This is a genomic window from Actinospica acidithermotolerans (genome assembly GCF_018139625.1).
Taxonomy (GTDB): Bacteria; Actinomycetota; Actinomycetes; order Streptomycetales; family Catenulisporaceae; genus Actinospica; species Actinospica acidithermotolerans.
The window spans coordinates 111081-128222 of the sequence record NZ_JAGSOH010000005.1 but is presented as its reverse complement, the minus strand read 5'-3'; the positions used below and the strand labels follow the sequence as shown (position 1 = coordinate 128222).

The following is a 17142-nucleotide window of genomic DNA, read 5'->3' as shown; positions in this document are numbered from 1 at the left end:
CCCGTGAATTCCATCCATTAGCCCTGATTGACCGCCGCGCTCAACTCCACCAGCACGCGCGTCGTGAAGCCGAGCCTTTCGGCGTCCTTCGCCGTCGCCGCCACGCAGAAGTCCGTGGCCAGGCCGCAGACGTCCACCTCGATCACCCCGCGCTCGCGGAGCCACGCCTCCAGGCTCAGCCCGGAGCCCGCCGCGTCCACGCCCTCGAAGCCGGAGTAGGCCGCGGCGTGCTCGCCCTTGCGGAACTCCGCGTCGAAGGGCAGGTCGGCGACGGCCGGGTGGAACTCCGCCCCCTCGGTGCCGACCCGGCAGTGCACCGGCCACTCGCCGAAGTGCGCGCCCGGGTCCACGTGGTAGTCGCGGGTCGCGACCACGTACAGGGCCCCGCCGCTGCCTCCGTTCAGCACGTATTCGCGCACGTTCGCGGCCACGGCGTTGCCGCCGGCCACCGCGAGCGAGCCGCCCTCGCAGAAGTCCCTCTGGACGTCCACCACGATCAGTGCCTTCGTCATCTGCTTCAGTCCGCCTTCGCGTAGACCGTGGGGATCACCGCGTCCCCACGGGACAGCTGGGTCGCCGAGAGCGGGAGCTGCGCCAGGCTGTCCTGGTGCAGCCGCCGCCCCTCGGCCAGGTTCTGCCTTTCCACCACGTCGCCGTCCACGACGAGCGGGGTGATCAGCGGCCGGCCCAGCGCGGGGTCCGGCCGGGTGGCGATGATCTCCTCGGTCGCCACGCCGTCCTCGTCGATCCGCCGGTAGGCCCACTTGCGGCCGCCGAGGCTCGGCTTGCCGGTCGACTTCTTGGCCACCGGCAGCAGCGGCGCCTTCGGGTCGGCCGACTCCGCGCGGGCCACCAGCTTGTAGACCATGGACGAGGTCGGCGCGCCGCTGCCGGTCACCAGCTGCGTGCCCACGCCGTACGCGTCCACCGGTGCCACGGCCAGCGCCGCGATCGCGTACTCGTCCAGGTCGCTGGTGACCACGATCTTCGTGTCCTGCGCCCCGAGCTCGTCGAGCTGCCGGCGCACCCGGTGGGCCATCCAGAGCAGGTCGCCGGAGTCCAGCCGGACCGCGCCGAGGTCCGGCCCGGCCACCTCCACGGCCATTCGCACCGCCTCGGCCACGTCGTAGGTGTCGACCAGCAGCGTCGTGCCCTTGCCGAGCGTGGCCACCTGGGTCTGGAAGGCGTCGCGCTCGCTGTCGTGCACCAGGGTGAACGCGTGCGCCGCGGTGCCGACCGTCGGCACGCCGTACCGGAAGCCGGCCTCCAGGTTCGAGGTCGAGGCGAAGCCGGACAGGTACGCCGCCCGGGCGCCGGCCACCGCCGCCTCCTCGTGGGTGCGGCGCGAGCCCATCTCGATGCACGGCCGCCCGGCCGCCGCCGAGACCATCCGGGAGGCCGCGGCCGCGATCGCCGAGTCGTGGTTCAGGATCGAGAGCACGAGCGTCTCGAGCAGCACGCACTCGGCGAAGCCGCCCTCCACGGTGAGGATCGGCGAGCCGGGGAAGTAGCACTCGCCCTCCCGGTAGCCGCTGATCGACCCGCGGAAGCGGTAGTCGGCCAGCCAGTCCAGCGTCGGCCGGTCCACGACCGCGGTGCGCTCCAGGAACTCCAGCTGATCCCCGGTGAACCGGAACTCGGCCACCGCCTCGATGACCCGGCCGGTGCCCGCCACCACGCCGTACCGCCGCCCCTCGGGCAGCCGGCGGGTGAACACTTCGAACACCGACCGCCGGTCGGCCGCCCCGCTGCGCAGCGCGCCCTGCAGCATGGTCAGCTCGTAGTGGTCGGTGAGCAGAGCCGGGGTACTTATCGTCACCATGACGCTAAGGGTAGCGCACTTCTGCGCGGCCGGCATGTGAGGCCTGTCTCAAAGAGTGCGACGATAGGACCGTGAGCACTGCGCCCATCGAACTCGAACAGCCGGAAGCCGCCGAAGCCGACCCGCTGGAGTCCGCTGACCGGCCTTGGACCACGATCGTGTGGAACGACCCCGTCAACCTGATGAGCTACGTCAGCTACGTCTTCCAGACGTATTTCGGGTATCCGCGCACGAAGGCGGAGAAGCTGATGATGGATGTGCACCAGCGCGGAAAGGCGTCGGTGTCGAACGGGACCCGTGAGGAGATGGAACGCGACGTGGCCGCCATGCACGGCTATGGTCTTTGGGCCACGCTGCAACACGACTGACGCCGCGTCACCACTCCCTCAACGGAAAGATCCGCCGTGAGCTTCACTTTCCGAGCCGGCCCGCACCGCACCGTCCAGGCGAACCTGGAGGCGGTGGAGGCGCAGCTGCTCGCCTACCTGTTCGGCCAGCTGCTCGACCTGCTCGGCCCGGCCGAGGAGCGGGCGGCCAGCGCCGACCCGCTCGCGATAGAGCTGGGCCTGGCCGACCTCGGCTTCGAACCCGAGGAGGTGGCGCCGCCGGACGACCCCGCGCTCGCCCGGCTGTTCCCGGACGCCTACCGCGACGACGAGAAGGCCGCCGCCGAGTTCCGCCGCTTCACCGAGGGCGAGCTGCGATCCGGCAAGCGCGGCCGGGCGCAGTGCGCGCTGGAGAGCCTGCCGCAGGACAAGGGCGGCCGCTTCGACCTCGACGAGGAGCAGGCCCAGTGCTGGCTCGGCGCGCTCAACGACCTGCGCCTGGTGCTCGGCTCCCGCTTCGGCCTGCAGGACGACGGCCAGGAACCCGGCGCCGACCTCGAGGCCGACGACCCGCTGCGCGCCTACGTGCCCGCGTACCACTATCTCGGCTACCTGCAGGAAACCCTGCTCGAGGCGCTGCCGCGCTGAGCTCGGACGCGCTGCCGCCGTGAGTGTGAGAGCGGCCGCTCACCGTCTCCGATTGCCCTGTGCGCGCCCTGACCGTTTGGTCGGCCCAGGCGATCCGCGACGCGCTTTCAAGGTGACCAGCTACCCTTTTCCCGTGCTGACCATAGGACAGGCGATTCGAGACGCCATCATCGACCATGCGCGCGCCGACCACCCCGACGAGGCCTGCGGCGTCGTCGCCGGGCCGATCGGCTCGGATAGGCCGGTCCGCTTCATCCCGATGGCCAACGCGGAGCGCTCGCCCACGTTCTACCGCTTCGACTCGCTCGAGCAGCTGAAGGTGTGGCGGGAGATGGACGACCGGGACGAGGAGGCCGTCGTCATCTACCACTCGCACACCGCGACCGAGGCGTACCCCTCGCGCACCGACCTGTCCTACGCCTCCGAGCCGAACGCGCACTACGTGCTGGTCTCCACCCGGGACGCCGACGGCCTGGGCGAGTTCCAGTTCCGCTCGTACCGGATCGTCGACGGTGTGATCTCCGAGGAGGAGATCGAGGTAGTGGACGATACGGAATGACCCTCACCGTCGCCCGGCCGCGGTACCGGCGGGTCCTCGCGGCATGGTTCGCCAGCCGGGTGCTGCTGATGCTCCTGGCGACGACCGTGCTCCCCTGGTTCTCGCACGGCGCGGTGCTGGGCGACGTGAAGATCTACCAGGGCTGGGCGCACATCCTGGAGCACGGTTCGTACCCCGTGCACGACACCCGGTGGCAGTACCCGCCCGCCGCGGCGCTGATCTTCCTGGCGCCGCTGCTGGTCGCGCACTTCGGGGCCAGCTACCTGGTCACCTTCTTCTTCCTCGCGCTGCTCGCCGACTTCGCGGTCTACGCGCTGCTGCTCTCGCACTCCGACCGGAACGCGGCGGCGGACGGCGCGGAACCGCACCTGACCGGCGTGTGGGTGTGGGTGGTCGGCGGCTTCGCGATAGGGCCGCTGCTGCTGATGCGCTACGACGTGATCGTCACCGCGCTGGCCGTGGCCGGGCTCGTCCTCCCGGCGCGCTCGGTGAAGCTGCGCTGGTCGCTTCGCGGCGCGCTGCTCGGCGTCGGCGCGCTGGTCAAGGTCTGGCCGGGCGCGCTGATCCTCGGACTGCCGCCGAAGGGCCCGGGCCGCCGCGCCGTCGCGTGGCTGGTCGGCACCGCGGCCGTGCTGACCGCGATCCTCTCGCTGTCCCTGACGGGCGCGCTCTCGTTCCTGTCCGGCCAGTCCAACCGCGGCATCGAGGTAGAGTCCGTGCTCGCCTCGGTCTTCATGATCCTGCACTGGTTCGGCTACCCGGCCAAGGTCGCCATGACCTACGGCTCCTTCCAGGTCTCCGGGCCCGGGATCTCCGCGGTCGCCTCCTTCGCCGAACTGCTCACCGTCGTCGGCGTCGGGATCGTGCTGTGGTGGCGGCTGATGCGGTTCAAGGCGCGCTCCTGGACCCCCGGCCTGATGTACGACACGGCGTTCACCGTCGTACTCGTGCTCGTCGTGACCAGCCGGGTGCTCAGCCCGCAGTACCTGATCTGGCTGCTGGGCCTGGCCGCGCTGGTGCTCACCGAGAACGGCCCGATGCGGCGGGGCACCGTGATGGCCAGGCCGGCCTGCCTCGTCGTGTTCTGCGTGCTGATCACCCAGGTCGAGTTCCCGCTGCTGTTCGGCGAGGTCATGGGCGGCCAGTTCTGGGGGACGATGGTGGTGGCCGGGCGCAACCTGATCCTGGTGGTGGCCTGCGTGCAGGCGCTGCACCGGCTCTGGCAGTCCGGCGCCCGCGAGCCGCAGGAGTTCGCCGAACCGGCCAGGACCGCGGCCTCGGCCGCCCACGCCGACTGAGCAAGCACTAGCATCACTGCGGGGACCGAGCGGGACGAGGAACAGTGACGGAGCCGATAAGAACGGGCGGGGGCCCTGGGGCCATCGTCGTCGGCGGACCCGGCTCAGGCCGGTCCGCGGGCCGGCCGCGCCCGGAGGACGGCCCGCGCGGACCGGTCGCCCGGGCCATCGAGCTCGTCTACCGGCTCGCCAACTCCGAGCTCGCCACCGCGCGCAGCGCGATCATCATCTCGCTCACCGGCATCGTGCTGATCATGGTGGTCGGCATCTTCTCGCCGAACTACAACACGCTGCCCCGAGTGCCGTTCACCCTGATCACCCAGAACGGCGGCACGCTCGACATCAGGTCCGGCTTCACCTACATCATGCTGCCGCTGTCCGGGCACCTCGGCAGCCTGCCGGACTGGGCATCGATCTCGATGACCTGGACCGCGATCATCCTGCAGTGCGTCGGCCTGGCCGCACTGCTGTGGGCCAACAGCCGCGGCTGGCGGCCGAACCCGCGGCACCTGTTCCTGGCCGCCGCGGCGATCGTCGCCGTCATGGTGTTCATCACGCCGGTCGGCTCCTCGGACACCACCAGCTACGCCGCCTACGGCCGGATGGCGAACCTCGGCATCGACCCGTACGACAACGGCCCCAGCGCGCTCGGCCCCTCCGACGTCTACGTGCACACCGTCGGCCAGATGTGGTGGCGCACGCCCTCGGTCTACGGCCCGCTGGCCACCTGGCTCCAGCAGTTCGCCGCGCTGTTCGGCGGCAAGTCCAACCCGGCCGCCGCCGTCTCCGCCCTGATGATCATGAACGGGCTGGTCTTCCTCGCCGTCGGCTACTACCTGATGCGCACCGCCGACGACCCGGTCCGCGCCAGCCTGATGTGGGTGGCCAACCCCGTCCTGATCCAGCAGCTGGTCTTCGGCGGCCACCTCGACACGTACGTCGCCGCGGCCACGGTCGTCGGCGTCCAACTGGCCCGCAGCCGGACCAGCGGCTGGCGCTACCTGTGGGTTGGCGTCGCGATCGGCGTCGGCTGCTGCTTCAAGATCAACGCGGCCTGGGCGGGCGTGGCCATCGGCTGGGTGCTTCTCATGCGGCGCGAGTGGATCAACCTGCTGCGCCTGAGCGTCGGCGGGCTCGGCACCGTCGCGTTCTTCTACTCGTTCTTCGGCATGCACGCCTTCAAACAGGTGCTCCAGGCCTCCAGCCTGGTCGCCACCCCCTCGCCCTGGCGCGCCTTCCAGCTCTCGGTCGAGTGGGTGTTCGGCCTGTTCGGCGCCGAACCCGCAGGGCAGCGCATCTCCTCCGACATCATCTCGGTCAGCTGGCCGGTCCTGATGGTGATCATCGCCTACGCGATCTACCGCAAGTTCGGCGCCGACCAGCCGGCCGTGGTCACCGTGCCGTTCGCGCTCTCGTTCGCCTGGATCCTGGTCGCGCCCTGGTCGCTGCCCTGGTACGCGGCGGTGGCCTGGGCGATCCTCGCGCTGGTGCCGCGCAACCCGATGACCCGGTGGCTCACCCTCGCGACCGTCTACCTCGCGCTGATGCACTGCTCCGGCGGCGGCCCGGCGACCTGGGCCAACAACTGACGTAACGCCCGTCACACCCCGTCCGAGCTGCGGAACGGCCTGGGGCCGCCGCCCCGGGAATCGGTAGAATGGTCATATGCGTTCCCCCGATGTGATGACGGCGCCAGAAGGACAGCACCCGAGCGTGCCGCCCTTCGCGGGGACGACCGCACGCTCTGCGGACCCGAGCGTGCTGCTCGTCGCGCGCCGCCACGTCGATCTGGGCCGCCTGGCCAGCGCGCTGTGTCGCTGACATCCCGCATCGCTGACGACCCCCCGACCCGCAGGGCGAGAACGCCCCGAATCCCAGGAGCCACCATGGCCGTCCAGGTCTCCATCCCGACCATCCTGCGCAGCTACACCGACGGCGCCAAGAGCGTCGAAGGCAGCGGCGAGACCCTCGCCGCCCTGATCACCGACCTCGACACCCGGCACCCCGGCATCGGCGACCGGCTGCTCGACGAGGGCAAGCTGCGCCGCTTCGTGAACGTGTACAAGAACGACGAGGACGTCCGCTTCCTCGGCGGTCTGGACACCGAGCTCGCCGACGGCGACAACGTCACCGTGCTGCCGGCCGTCGCCGGCGGGATGAGCTGACCCCGCCGCCATGCGCTACGACTCGCTGCTCGACTCGCTCGGCCACACCCCGCTGGTCGGGCTGCCCAAGCTCTCCCCGTCCGGGGACGTCCGGATCTGGGCGAAGCTGGAGGACCGCAACCCGACCGGCTCGATCAAGGACCGTCCGGCGCTGGCCATGGTCGAGGAGGCCGAGCGTGACGGGCGGCTGCGCCCCGGCTGCACGATCCTCGAGCCCACCAGCGGCAACACCGGGATCGCGCTGGCCATGGCGGCCAAGCTCAAGGGCTACAAGCTGATCTGCGTGATGCCGGAGAACACCTCGGCCGAGCGGCGCCAGCTGCTGCGCATGTGGGGCGCCGAGATCGTCCCGTCCCCGGCCGCCGGCGGCTCCAACGAGGCGGTCCGGGTGGCCAAGGGGCTGGCCGAGCAGAACCCCGACTGGGTGCTGCTCTACCAGTACGGCAACCCGGCCAACGCCGGCGCGCACTACCACGGCACCGGCCCGGAGATCCTCGCCGACCTGCCGACCATCACCCACTTCGTCGCCGGCCTCGGCACCACCGGCACGCTGATGGGCGTCGGCCGCTACCTGCGCGAGAAGGTCCCCGGCATCGAGATCGTCGCCGCCGAGCCGCGCTACGACGACCTCATCTACGGCCTGCGCAACCTCGACGAGGGCTTCGTCCCGGAGATCTACGACGAGTCGGTTCTGACGACCCGTTACTCCGTCGCCTCCGCCGACGCGCTGCGCCGCACCAGGGAGCTGCTGACCACCGAGGGCATCTTCGCGGGCATCTCCACCGGCTGCGCGCTGCACGCCGCGATCGGCATCGCGACCAAGGTGCACAAGGCCGGCGGCACCGCGGACATAGCCTTCGTGGTCGCCGACGGCGGTTGGAAGTACCTGTCCACCGGTGCGTACGAGGGCACCCTGGACGAGGCGGAAGATCGCCTGTCCGGTCAGCTCTGGGCTTAGCCGTTACAGTTTCCTGGTGGCAGACGCACCGATTGGCATTTTCGACAGCGGCTACGGCGGATTGACCGTGGCCAGGGCCGTGCTGGACCAGTTGCCGCACGAGCCGGTCTTCTACCTCGGCGACACGGCCCGGGCCCCCTACGGCCCGCGGCCCATCGCCGAGGTCCGCAAATTCGCCCTCGAATGCCTCGACCAGCTGGTCGAGCAGGGGGTCAAGATGCTGGTGATCGCCTGCAACTCGGCCAGCTCCGCGATGCTCAGGGACGCCCGCGAGCGCTACTCCGTGCCCGTCGTCGAGGTCATCCACCCGGCCGCCCGGCGCGCCGTGGCCGCCACCCGCAACGGCCGCATCGGCGTCATCTCCACGATGGCCACCAAGACCTCGCGCGCCTACGACGACGCGCTCGCCGCCGTCCCGAACGTGACCCTCACCAGCCAGGCCTGCCCGCGCTTCGTCGAGTTCGTCGAGGACGGCGTCACCGGCGGCGAGGACCTGATCAAGGCGGCGCACGAGTACCTCGACCCGGTCGCCGCGGCCGACGTGGACACGCTGATCCTCGGCTGCACCCACTACCCGCTGCTCACCGGCGTGATCTCGTACGTGATGGGCCAGGACGTCACGCTGATCTCCAGCGCCGAGGAGACCGCCAAGGACGTCTACCGCGCGCTCGCCGAGCTCAACCTGATGCGCGACGAGACGCTCGACCCGCCGGTGCACGAGTTCCGCACCACCGGGGACCCGGAGCGCTTCCGCGAGATCGGCAGGCGTTTCCTCGGGCCCGAGCTGAGCGACGTCGCCCGGGCCGTTACCCTCGACGCATGACCTCCTCCCCGACTCCCGAGAACGCCGCCCGCATCGACGGCCGCACCGCGGATCGCCTGCGCCCCGTGACCATCACCCGCAACTGGCTGGACCACGCGGAGGGCTCGGTGCTCGTCGAGTTCGGGCGTACCAGGGTGCTGTGCGCGGCGTCGGTGACCGAGGGCGTGCCGCGCTGGCGCAAGGGCTCCGGCCTCGGCTGGGTCACCGCCGAGTACGCGATGCTGCCGCGCGCCACGCACGACCGCTCCGACCGCGAGTCCGTCAAGGGCCGCATCGGGGGCCGCACGCACGAGATCTCCCGGCTGATCGGCCGGGCCGTGCGCGCCGTCGTCGACTACAAGGCGCTCGGCGAGAACACCATCGTGCTCGACTGCGACGTGCTGCAGGCGGACGGCGGCACCCGCACGGCCGCCATCACCGGCGCGTACGTCGCGCTGGAGGACGCCGTGAGCTGGCTGCGCGAGCGCGGCGCGATCAAGGGCAAGCACGAGCCGCTGACCGGCTCAGTCTGCGCGGTCTCGGTGGGCATCATCGACGGCAAGCCGATGCTCGACCTCTGCTACGAGGAGGACGTGCGCGCGGAGACCGACATGAACGTGGTGTGCACCGGCGACGGGAAGTTCGTCGAGGTGCAGGGCACCGCCGAGGGCGCGCCGTTCGACCGGGCCGAACTCGGCAGCCTGCTCGACCTCGCCGAGCTCGGCTGCCGCGAGCTGACGCTGATTCAGAACAAGGCGCTGGGCCGATGAACGACGCTCCGCAGCGCGTGGTGCTGGCCACGCGCAACGCCCACAAGATCGGCGAGCTGCGCGCGATCCTGGCCGACCTCGGCGTGGTCGTGGACCTCGTCGGGGTGGCCGAATTCCCGGGTGTGGCGGACGTGGCCGAGACCGAGCTGAGCTTCGCGGGCAACGCGCTGCTCAAGGCGGTGGCCGTGGCCGAGGCGACCGGGCTGCCCGCGATCGCCGACGACTCCGGCATCTGCGTGGACGCGCTCAACGGCATGCCCGGCATCTTCTCCGCGCGCTGGGCGGGCAGGCACGGCGACGACGCGGCCAACCTGGACCTGCTGCTGGCCCAGGTCTCCGACGTGCCGGACGAGCACCGCGGTGCCGCGTTCGTCTGCGCCGCCGCGCTGGCCGAGCCGGGCCCCGACGGCCGCCGCATCGTGGAGGAGGGCCGGATCAACGGCGTGCTGCTGCGCGAGCGGCACGGCGAGGGCGGCTTCGGCTACGACCCCGTGTTCCGGCCGCACGGCCACGACGTGAGCACCGCCGAGCTCACCGCCGAGGCGAAGAACCGGATCTCGCACCGCCGCCGCGCCTTCGCGGCCCTGGCCCCGCACCTGGTGCGCGGCTGAGCCGCCCCCGCCGCGGCCGACAGGCTGCCGGGAAGGGCCGGGCATCCCGAGAGGGTACCCGGCCTTTTGGCATACTTTGTCCCATTACTGCGGGTGATCAAGTCACGGCGCCGTGCAGCTGAGATTACGATTAGATAACTGGTCTATACCTGGACTCTCCCTGGTATAGACCAGCGTGTACCGGCGCGCCTACATTGTCGGCACCTCCCGAACAGAGCGTGTCCTGGCAATGAAAGGCATATGCCAATGAAGCGTCGCCTCGCAGCCGCGGCAACCCTCGGACTGTCCGCCGCCCTGGCCCTGTCCGCGTGCAGCTCCTCGTCCACCTCCGGTTCGTCGTCTTCAGGCGGCGGCTCGGTCACCTTGCACTTCTTCGGCGCCGACTACGGAACCGCCGGCACGTCCAACACCACCCAGACGTACTGGCAGAACATCGCCACCGCGTTCCACAAGCAGTACCCGAACATCACCGTCGACGTGCAGACGATCGACTGGAACGACTTCCCGACCAAGCTGCACACCCTGCTGCAGTCGAAGAACTACCCGGACATCATCGAGGGCGACGCCCCGCAGTCGTACGCGCAGGAGGGGATCGCGTACAAGGCCTCGGACGTGCTCAGCGAGTCCACGCTCGCCAACCTGATCCCGACGTTCGCCAAGCAGGGCGACTACCAGGGCACCGAGTACGGCATCCCCTTCACCACCAGCACCCGGGCGCTGTACTACAACAAGAAGCTGTTCGCGCAGGCCGGCATCAGCGCCGCGCCCACCACGTGGGCCGAGCTCCAGGCCGACGCGGCCAAGATCTCCAAGCTCGGCAACAGCACGATCGGCTACGGCATGCCGCTCGGCACCGAGGAGGCCCAGGCCGAGTCCTACATGTGGATGCTCGGCGCCGGCGGCGGCTACGTGAACGGCGGCGGCGCCTACACGATCAACTCGGCCGCCAACGTCACCGCGTTCAACTTCATGAACACCCTGGTCAAGGCCGGCGACACCGAGGCCAACCCGGGCACCGTCAACCGCGCCACCCTGTGGTCCGACTTCGCCGCCGGCTCCGTCGGCATGGTCGGCGGCTCCCCGGCCGTGGTCCCGATCATCCAGGCGGCCGGCAAGCTCACCTCCTCGGACTGGGCCACCGCCCCGTTCCCCGGTGAGAACGGCACCGTCACCAACCCGCTCGGCGTCGACGACCAGATCGTCGCGCTGAACGTGCACAACCAGCAGAGCGCGATCCAGCAGTTCCTGAACTTCGCCTACCAGGACACCTACCAGGCGCAGTTCGACAAGGAGTACGACCTGCTGCCGGCCACCACCTCGGCCGCCACCGCCGAGGAGAACGACCCGATCTTCGGCCCGTTCGTCAAGGCCATCCCGACCTCCTCGGCCTACCCGACGAACGCCAACTGGTCCGACGTCAGCACCAAGATCAAGCAGACGATCGGCGCCGCCGTGGACGGCACCGCGCCCGCCACGGTCCTCGGCCAGATCCAGACGTTCGCGCTGAGCAACCAGTAACCCGCTCGGTCCCGCCAGCCACCCCCGGTCCCGGCCCGCACCCGGGACCGGGGGTCGCCCCGCAGCAGGACAGCCGGCAGACGGCGCCCGAAGGAAGAGAACTGACCATGCAGGAAACCGTGGACACCCCGCAGGCCGCGCCGGCCCCGGCCGCGGAGCCGAACCGGCGGGCCGGCGCGGCCGCGTTCCGCCCCTCGCTCGCCCGGCGCGCGCGCCGCGCCCTCGCGCCGCTCCCGTGGCTCGCCCCGGCGCTCGCCCTGATCGCATTCGTCGTGCTCTGGCCGGTCTGGGAGATGTTCCAGACCTCCCGGCAGCACATCAACTCGTACGGCTTCAACCTCGGCGACTACGGCTGGAAGAACTACTCCACGCTGTTCGCCGACCCGAACCTCGGCTCGGTGATGGTCCGCACCGTGCTGTGGGTCTTCGCGATCGTCGCCATCACCGTGCTGATCTCGCTCGGCCTGGCCCAGCTGCTCAACCGCGGCTTCCCCGGCCGCAAGCTGGTCCGCTGGGCGCTGATCGCGCCGTGGGCCGCCTCCGTGATGATGACCGCCATCGTCTTCCGCTGGATGCTCGACCCGAACAACGGCGTGGTCAACGTCTTCCTGCATCAGATCGGCGTCGTGCACGACTACAACGGCAGCCAGGCCTCCTGGCTCGGCGACCCGACCGCGGCCCTGTGGTGGATGATCGCCGTCGCCGTCTTCGTCTCCGTGCCGTTCACCACCTACGCGCTGCTCGCCGGCCTGACGTCCATCCCCGCGGACGTCTACGAGGCCGCCCGGATGGACGGCGCCGGGAAGTGGCGCACGTACCGCGCCATCACCTTCCCGCTCCTTCGCCCGGCCCTCCTCGTCGCCGTGCTGATCAATCTGATGAACGTCTTCAACTCCTTCCCGATCATCTGGACGATGACCGGCGGCGGGCCGGACTACCAGACCAGCACCAGCACCGTGTACATGTACGCGCTCAAGCAGTTCAACATCGGCGAGTCCGGCGCGCTGTCCGTGGTCAACTTCGGCGTGGTCATCCTCATCGTGCTCGTCTTCCTGCGGGCCAACCGCAGCGCCCTGAAGGAGGGCTGATCCATGGCCGCCGTCACCGTCGCCGCGACACCGCCCCAGGACCAGGACCGGGTCGCCCGGACCCGCCAGAAAAAGCCCCCGACACTGCGCACGGTCCTGGTCTGCGCGGTCGCCTACCTCGTCGCGCTGATCTTCGTCCTGCCGTACCTGGAGATGATCGTCACCGCGCTGCGCCCCCAGGCCGAACTGCGCGACCGCGACTACTTCCCGCACCACCTGACCTTCGCGAACTTCACCAACATCTGGTCCACCGGCCTCGGCACCAACCTCGCCGTCAGCCTCGAGGTGGCCGTGGGCAGCACCGTGCTCGTCCTGCTCGTCGCCATCCCCGCCGCGTACTACACGTCCAGAAGGAAGTTCCGCGGCCGCGGCGTGTTCCTGATCCTGGTGCTGGTCACCCAGATGTTCCAGCCGACCTCGCTGATCGTCGGCATCTACCAGGAGTTCACCAACACCGTCCACGTGAACTCCACCCTCGCCCTGATCCTGGTCAACGCCGGCTTCAACCTGGCCTTCGCGATCTGGATCCTGAACGCCTACTTCGGCGCCATCCCCAAGGAGCTCGAAGAGGCCGCCATGGTCGACGGCACCAGCCGGGTGGGCGCGATGTTCCGCGTCATCATCCCGCTCGCGCTCCCCGGCATCGTCACGGCCCTGATCTTCACCTTCATCGCCGCCTGGAACGAGTTCATCACCGCCCTGACGCTCACCAACACCGACTCCAGCGAGCCGCTGACCGTTAAGATGAACAGCTTCATCGGCCAGTACTCCACCGACTGGCAGCACCTGTTCGCCGCCTCGGTGATCGCCACCATCCCGGTGATCATCCTGTTCGCCTTCATCGAGGGCAAGGTGGTCTCCGGCCTCACCGCCGGCTCGGTGAAGTAACGCCAGGCCGCAGGCCCCTCTTCCGATCTGAATGCTGAAACACTTGTGGCCAGGCATCATGCCTGGCCACAAGTGTCATGTCGCAGTGGGACCGGTCGGATTCGAACCGACACTGTGATGCACCTAAAGCATCTGCCTCCTGCCGTTGGGCTACGGTCCCGGCCTGCAGATTCTATCGGATGGACTTCTTGCGGCAGTAGTTGTCCGTAGTGGCGTGACAGTTCGGGCACATGAAGCGGAGATTCTCGCGCCGATTGTCCCGAAAATCGCCGTTGATGTGGTCGAGTTCGAGGGTCAGCGGCCTCCCGAGCCATTCCGGGCCGGTGCCGCACCCGGCGCATCTCTCGGCCATGCCCGTCTCAATCAATGCTCTGCGGAGTACCGGCGGCTTCGCGCGCTGCAGCTGCTCGGGCCGAAAGATCAGCACGGCTTCGGGCGCCATGCGTCGGCCGTTCGGAATACCGCGCAAGTGCCCTTGGCCGAGGAAGTGGCGCGTGTCGAGCCCAAGACGGCGAGCCTCCTCCCGGACAAGCCCGCAACGCTGTGCAGACGGTGCCATGCCGAGCATGCGGACGACGTGAGCGACGCTGTGGCACCGAGGGACGACGGCGCGCAGCATCGCCTCGTCGACGACTAGCCTGCGGCCCTCGTACCGGAAACCCACGCTGGCCGTTCGCGGCTTGATCGACTCCCTCGGCCTGGACTTATTGAAGTGACCGGTGTCCAGGCCGAGTGCATCTATTCGCCGCCTGAGGTGGTGGATCGTGCCGCCCATCGGCTTCGCGCCGAGGAGGACGGCGACATCGACCATCGTCGCGGACACGGATACGGCTTCGCGGAGGTCGGCGTCGGTGTAGAGCAGTGATGTGCTGTGGAGATGGCTGCCGTCGATCCCGAGAGCCTTGATTCGGCGGGACACGTACGCGCGGCGCTCACGGCTGTCCTCGAGTCCGAGGTTGGTCAGCACCTCGCCGAGGGTGCCTGCCGCTGCGACGGCGGGGATGAGCTTCTCGGGGGTGTACATGCCACGCGGGCGGGCTGCGGTCATGGCGTGCTCCTCGGTCAGTCGCTCGTTCGTCGGTAGAACTGGTGAGCGAGGACTACAGCGTATGCGCGGCCTGAGCTGCAGGGGAAGAGGTTTGATATAAGTCATATGATCGGATCGGGCGGTATCGGGGCATGCGAAAGGGCCGCGTACCTCGCCCGTGGAGGGGAGCGGGGTGCGCGGCCCTGACGGCCTGGTGCACGGCCCTGACGGCCCGGCGCGGCGCGGCCTAGCGGCCGGTGCAGGTGGCGGTGCCTGTGCTGAAGCCGGTGCCTGTTTCGGGGCCGGGCTGCTGTGCCGGGGCGTCGGTCAGACGGTGGTGACGACGGCGTCCTGGTCGAGGCGCGGGTTGCGGGGGAACCAGGCGTTCTCGCCGGGCTTGCCGATGTTGACGACGACGAGGGTCTTGTAGCCGGACTCGGAGAAGAACTCCTTGTCGATGCCCTCGGCGTCGAAGCCGGTCATCGGGCCGGCGGCGAGGCCGGCGGCGCGGACGGCGAGGATGAAGTAGCCGACCTGGAGGCTGGCGTTGAGGGACGCGGTGCCGAAGCGGTGGTCCTGGCCCTTGAAGATGGCCTGGGCGCCCTGGAAGTGCGGGAACTGGGTCGGCAGGTGCTCGTGGAACTCGGGGTCGTAGGCGAGCACGGCCACCAGCGGGGCGGTCTCGGTCTTGGCCTTGTTGCCGTCGGACATGTGCGACACCAGGCGCTCGCGGGCCTCGGGGGTGCGCACCAGCAGGATCCGCAGCGGCTGGGTGTTCATCGAGGTCGGGGCGTACTTGACCAGGTCGTAGATCGCGGCGACCTGCTCTTCGCTCACCGGCTCGTCGCTGAAGGTGTTCGCGGTGCGGGCCTCGCGGAACAGCAGGTCCTGCGCGGTCTTGTCCAGGACCAGGTGCTCGTGCAGCTCAGTCATCGTTCTTCCGTTCTTGGTCGTCGGTCGCGTCCCCGCGTCGGGGAGGGTGTCCGGAAGGGCCAACCAAGTTGAAGCTTAAACTATTCCGCCGGGCGCCTTCGACAGGGTCCGGGACGCCCCGGCCACGATCGCCAGTCCCAGGGCCCAGCCGAGATACGGCAGCAGAAAGGCCACGAAGGCGGCGAAACCGTGCGACTGGAACGCGTCGGCCTGGCCGAAGTGCACGATCGGCACGAACAGATCCGCAGCGTAGAGCAACGGATAGAACGTCACATGGTCGCCCGGGTGAACGGGGGTGGGCACGTCGTAGGCGTAGAAGATGCTCGCGGCCGCCTGAACTGCGGCCGCGAGGTATGCGGCGCGCCGGGGCAGGTAGCCGTAGCCCAGCAGTGTGCTGGAGATCACACTGCCGAGCCGGGAGAGCGAGTGGAAATCCCGGTGCCGCACCCGCTCCTTCTCGATCAGGATCCGCCGGGCGGCCTCCTCGTGGCCGAGGGCGCGGTAGTACGCGGCCATGAATTCGTACGGCTGTGCGGTGTAGCCCGGCTGCCGGCGCAGCAGCCCGACCCGCTCTCCGGCGTCCAGGTACGGGTCGAAGGCCTCGTAGGTGAACCCGTCCAGCTGGACGTCCGCGGGCCAGGAGCCGACCCCGCCGGCCACGTACCGCCCGTGCTGCGTCCGGCCGTCGCGCACGGTGGCGGCCTTGGCGTGGTAGAGCTGCAGGGGGCCCGAGCCGGGGGCCATGCCGAACAGGTCCAGGTGGCCGCCGATCTGAGCGCCCGTCAGGCGGGCGCCGGTCGCGGCGCGAAAGCCGTCGCCGATGTACAGGCCTCGGGCCACGGTCACGGAGCTGGCCATCAGCGCGGGCCACTCCGGCATCGGGCTGCCCAGCCGCGCGCCCTTGAAGGAGAGCCGCCCGCCGAAGCTCGCGCCGGTGAGGTCGATCTGCGCGGCGGCGGTGACGCGGTCGAAGAAGGCGTTGCCGTTGACCTCGATGGAGTCGGCGGAGACGGACTGGTGGGCGAACAGGCCCGCCGTCGGCGGGTCGGCGAGGGTACTGTCCTCGAGGCTGAACATGCCGCCGACGGACAGGCCGGGCATCCGCAGGTGTCCCTCGATCGTGGCGCCCGTGAAGTAGAAGCTGCTGCCGACGCTCATGCCGCCGACGTTGATCGCGACGTCGCCGGGATTGCGCAGTTCCGCGCGGTTGAGCCGGAGCGCGGAGCCGACTCGGGTGTTGATCAGGGTGATCTTCCCGCGGCAGCGCAGGCGTATGCAGAGCAGATCCGTCTCCACGGTCAGCAGCTGCAGGAGCGCCGCGTCCTGTCCGCCGTCGGATATCCCGAGCCGGTTCAGGGTCAGGCTGCCGCGTATGTGCGCGCCGGTCGCCCACAGCCTGACCAGATGGCTGCCCGTCAGGTCGATGGACTTGGTGACGGACTGCTCCAGCCGCACCGGATCGGGGAACGTGCAGCTCAGCATCGTCAGCGGGACCTCGACCGTCCCGTGACGCAGGTCCAGCTCGCCGACGATCCTGGCGCCGCGCATCCGCACGCCGGCGGTGCGTCCCGGGGTGCCGGCGACGGCGCCGAGCGCGAGCGCCGCGACGACGTCGGCGCGGATCTCCTCGCCGTGCCAGAACTCGACCTGCCGGCCGTGGCCGAACGCCTCCCAGAGCCGCTCCTCGGCCTCGCTCAGCTCGCCGAGCCAGTCGGGTCCCTCAGTCATG

General features: G+C 69.9%; 19 protein-coding genes and 1 tRNA gene. 14 read left to right on the top strand and 6 right to left on the bottom strand.

The annotated features are described in order from the left end of the window. Window positions 1-17 precede the first annotated feature (17 nt). Both KDK95_RS03840 and KDK95_RS03835 read right to left on the bottom strand, forming a co-directional pair. Window positions 18-512 carry an isochorismatase family protein gene (locus KDK95_RS03840; protein WP_212516574.1) on the bottom strand — a complete coding sequence of 165 codons (495 nt, stop codon included), beginning with the start codon at window positions 510-512 and terminating at the stop codon, window positions 18-20. Between the two features lie 5 nt (window positions 513-517). Then, the gene (locus tag KDK95_RS03835; protein ID WP_212516573.1) at window positions 518-1822 is read right to left on the bottom strand and encodes a nicotinate phosphoribosyltransferase; all 1305 of its coding nucleotides are present in this window, start codon (window positions 1820-1822) and stop codon (window positions 518-520) included. Between the two features lie 71 nt (window positions 1823-1893). On the opposite strand from KDK95_RS03835, the gene clpS reads away from it, so the two are divergent. The 14 genes from clpS to KDK95_RS03765 all read left to right on the top strand — a co-directional run bounded on the left by clpS (window position 1894) and on the right by KDK95_RS03765 (window position 13453). Further along, entirely contained in the window at window positions 1894-2190 is a 297-nt protein-coding gene (clpS, locus tag KDK95_RS03830; protein WP_212516572.1) for an ATP-dependent Clp protease adapter ClpS, read from the top strand. 36 nt (window positions 2191-2226) lie between these two features. Beyond that, window positions 2227-2796: a DUF2017 domain-containing protein gene (locus KDK95_RS03825; RefSeq protein ID WP_212516571.1), complete on the top strand. Its 570-nt coding sequence runs from the start codon at window positions 2227-2229 to the stop codon at window positions 2794-2796. Window positions 2797-2929: 133 nt separating this feature from the next. Next, window positions 2930-3355: a M67 family metallopeptidase gene (locus KDK95_RS03820; protein ID WP_212516570.1), complete on the top strand. Its 426-nt coding sequence runs from the start codon at window positions 2930-2932 to the stop codon at window positions 3353-3355. Further along, window positions 3352-4653, top strand: a complete 1302-nt coding sequence (locus KDK95_RS03815) for a glycosyltransferase 87 family protein (RefSeq protein ID WP_212516569.1) — start codon at window positions 3352-3354, stop codon at window positions 4651-4653. Before KDK95_RS03820 ends, KDK95_RS03815 begins: the two co-directional genes overlap by 4 nt. A 44-nt stretch (window positions 4654-4697) precedes the next feature. After that, the gene (locus tag KDK95_RS03810) at window positions 4698-6242 is read left to right on the top strand and encodes an MptA/MptB family glycosyltransferase (protein WP_212516568.1); all 1545 of its coding nucleotides are present in this window, start codon (window positions 4698-4700) and stop codon (window positions 6240-6242) included. 76 nt (window positions 6243-6318) lie between these two features. Next, window positions 6319-6474 carry a putative leader peptide gene (locus KDK95_RS03805; protein WP_212516567.1) on the top strand — a complete coding sequence of 52 codons (156 nt, stop codon included), beginning with the start codon at window positions 6319-6321 and terminating at the stop codon, window positions 6472-6474. 65 nt (window positions 6475-6539) lie between these two features. After that, window positions 6540-6818 carry a MoaD/ThiS family protein gene (locus tag KDK95_RS03800; protein ID WP_212516566.1) on the top strand — a complete coding sequence of 93 codons (279 nt, stop codon included), beginning with the start codon at window positions 6540-6542 and terminating at the stop codon, window positions 6816-6818. A gap of 10 nt (window positions 6819-6828) precedes the next feature. Next, window positions 6829-7776 (top strand): PLP-dependent cysteine synthase family protein, encoded by a 948-nt coding sequence (locus tag KDK95_RS03795; protein ID WP_212516565.1) that lies wholly within the window; start codon window positions 6829-6831, stop codon window positions 7774-7776. Between the two features lie 16 nt (window positions 7777-7792). Next, window positions 7793-8599 (top strand): glutamate racemase, encoded by an 807-nt coding sequence (gene murI / locus KDK95_RS03790; RefSeq protein ID WP_212516564.1) that lies wholly within the window; start codon window positions 7793-7795, stop codon window positions 8597-8599. Beyond that, window positions 8596-9348, top strand: a complete 753-nt coding sequence (gene rph, locus KDK95_RS03785) for a ribonuclease PH (protein ID WP_212516563.1) — start codon at window positions 8596-8598, stop codon at window positions 9346-9348. The genes murI and rph overlap by 4 nt, the downstream gene beginning before the upstream one ends. Further along, the gene (gene rdgB / locus KDK95_RS03780) at window positions 9345-9959 is read left to right on the top strand and encodes an RdgB/HAM1 family non-canonical purine NTP pyrophosphatase (protein ID WP_212516562.1); all 615 of its coding nucleotides are present in this window, start codon (window positions 9345-9347) and stop codon (window positions 9957-9959) included. Before rph ends, rdgB begins: the two co-directional genes overlap by 4 nt. Before the next feature lie 240 nt (window positions 9960-10199). Continuing rightward, the gene (locus tag KDK95_RS03775) at window positions 10200-11477 is read left to right on the top strand and encodes an extracellular solute-binding protein (RefSeq protein WP_212516561.1); all 1278 of its coding nucleotides are present in this window, start codon (window positions 10200-10202) and stop codon (window positions 11475-11477) included. A gap of 107 nt (window positions 11478-11584) precedes the next feature. After that, window positions 11585-12565, top strand: a complete 981-nt coding sequence (locus KDK95_RS03770) for a carbohydrate ABC transporter permease (RefSeq protein WP_212516560.1) — start codon at window positions 11585-11587, stop codon at window positions 12563-12565. 3 nt (window positions 12566-12568) lie between these two features. Next, a complete protein-coding gene (locus KDK95_RS03765; RefSeq protein WP_212516559.1) occupies window positions 12569-13453 on the top strand; it encodes a carbohydrate ABC transporter permease in 885 nt (294 codons plus the stop codon). A gap of 86 nt (window positions 13454-13539) precedes the next feature. Here KDK95_RS03765 and KDK95_RS03760 read toward each other — a convergent pair. The 4 genes from KDK95_RS03760 to KDK95_RS03745 all read right to left on the bottom strand — a co-directional run bounded on the left by KDK95_RS03760 (window position 13540) and on the right by KDK95_RS03745 (window position 17141). After that, window positions 13540-13613 (bottom strand) — tRNA-Leu (locus KDK95_RS03760). A 12-nt stretch (window positions 13614-13625) separates the two neighbouring features. After that, window positions 13626-14501, bottom strand: a complete 876-nt coding sequence (locus tag KDK95_RS03755) for an HNH endonuclease signature motif containing protein (RefSeq protein ID WP_212516558.1) — start codon at window positions 14499-14501, stop codon at window positions 13626-13628. A gap of 306 nt (window positions 14502-14807) precedes the next feature. Then, window positions 14808-15413, bottom strand: a complete 606-nt coding sequence (locus KDK95_RS03750) for a malonic semialdehyde reductase (RefSeq protein ID WP_212516557.1) — start codon at window positions 15411-15413, stop codon at window positions 14808-14810. 75 nt (window positions 15414-15488) lie between these two features. Then, entirely contained in the window at window positions 15489-17141 is a 1653-nt protein-coding gene (locus tag KDK95_RS03745) for a hypothetical protein (RefSeq protein ID WP_212516556.1), read from the bottom strand. Between the last annotated feature and the right edge of the window lies 1 nt (window position 17142).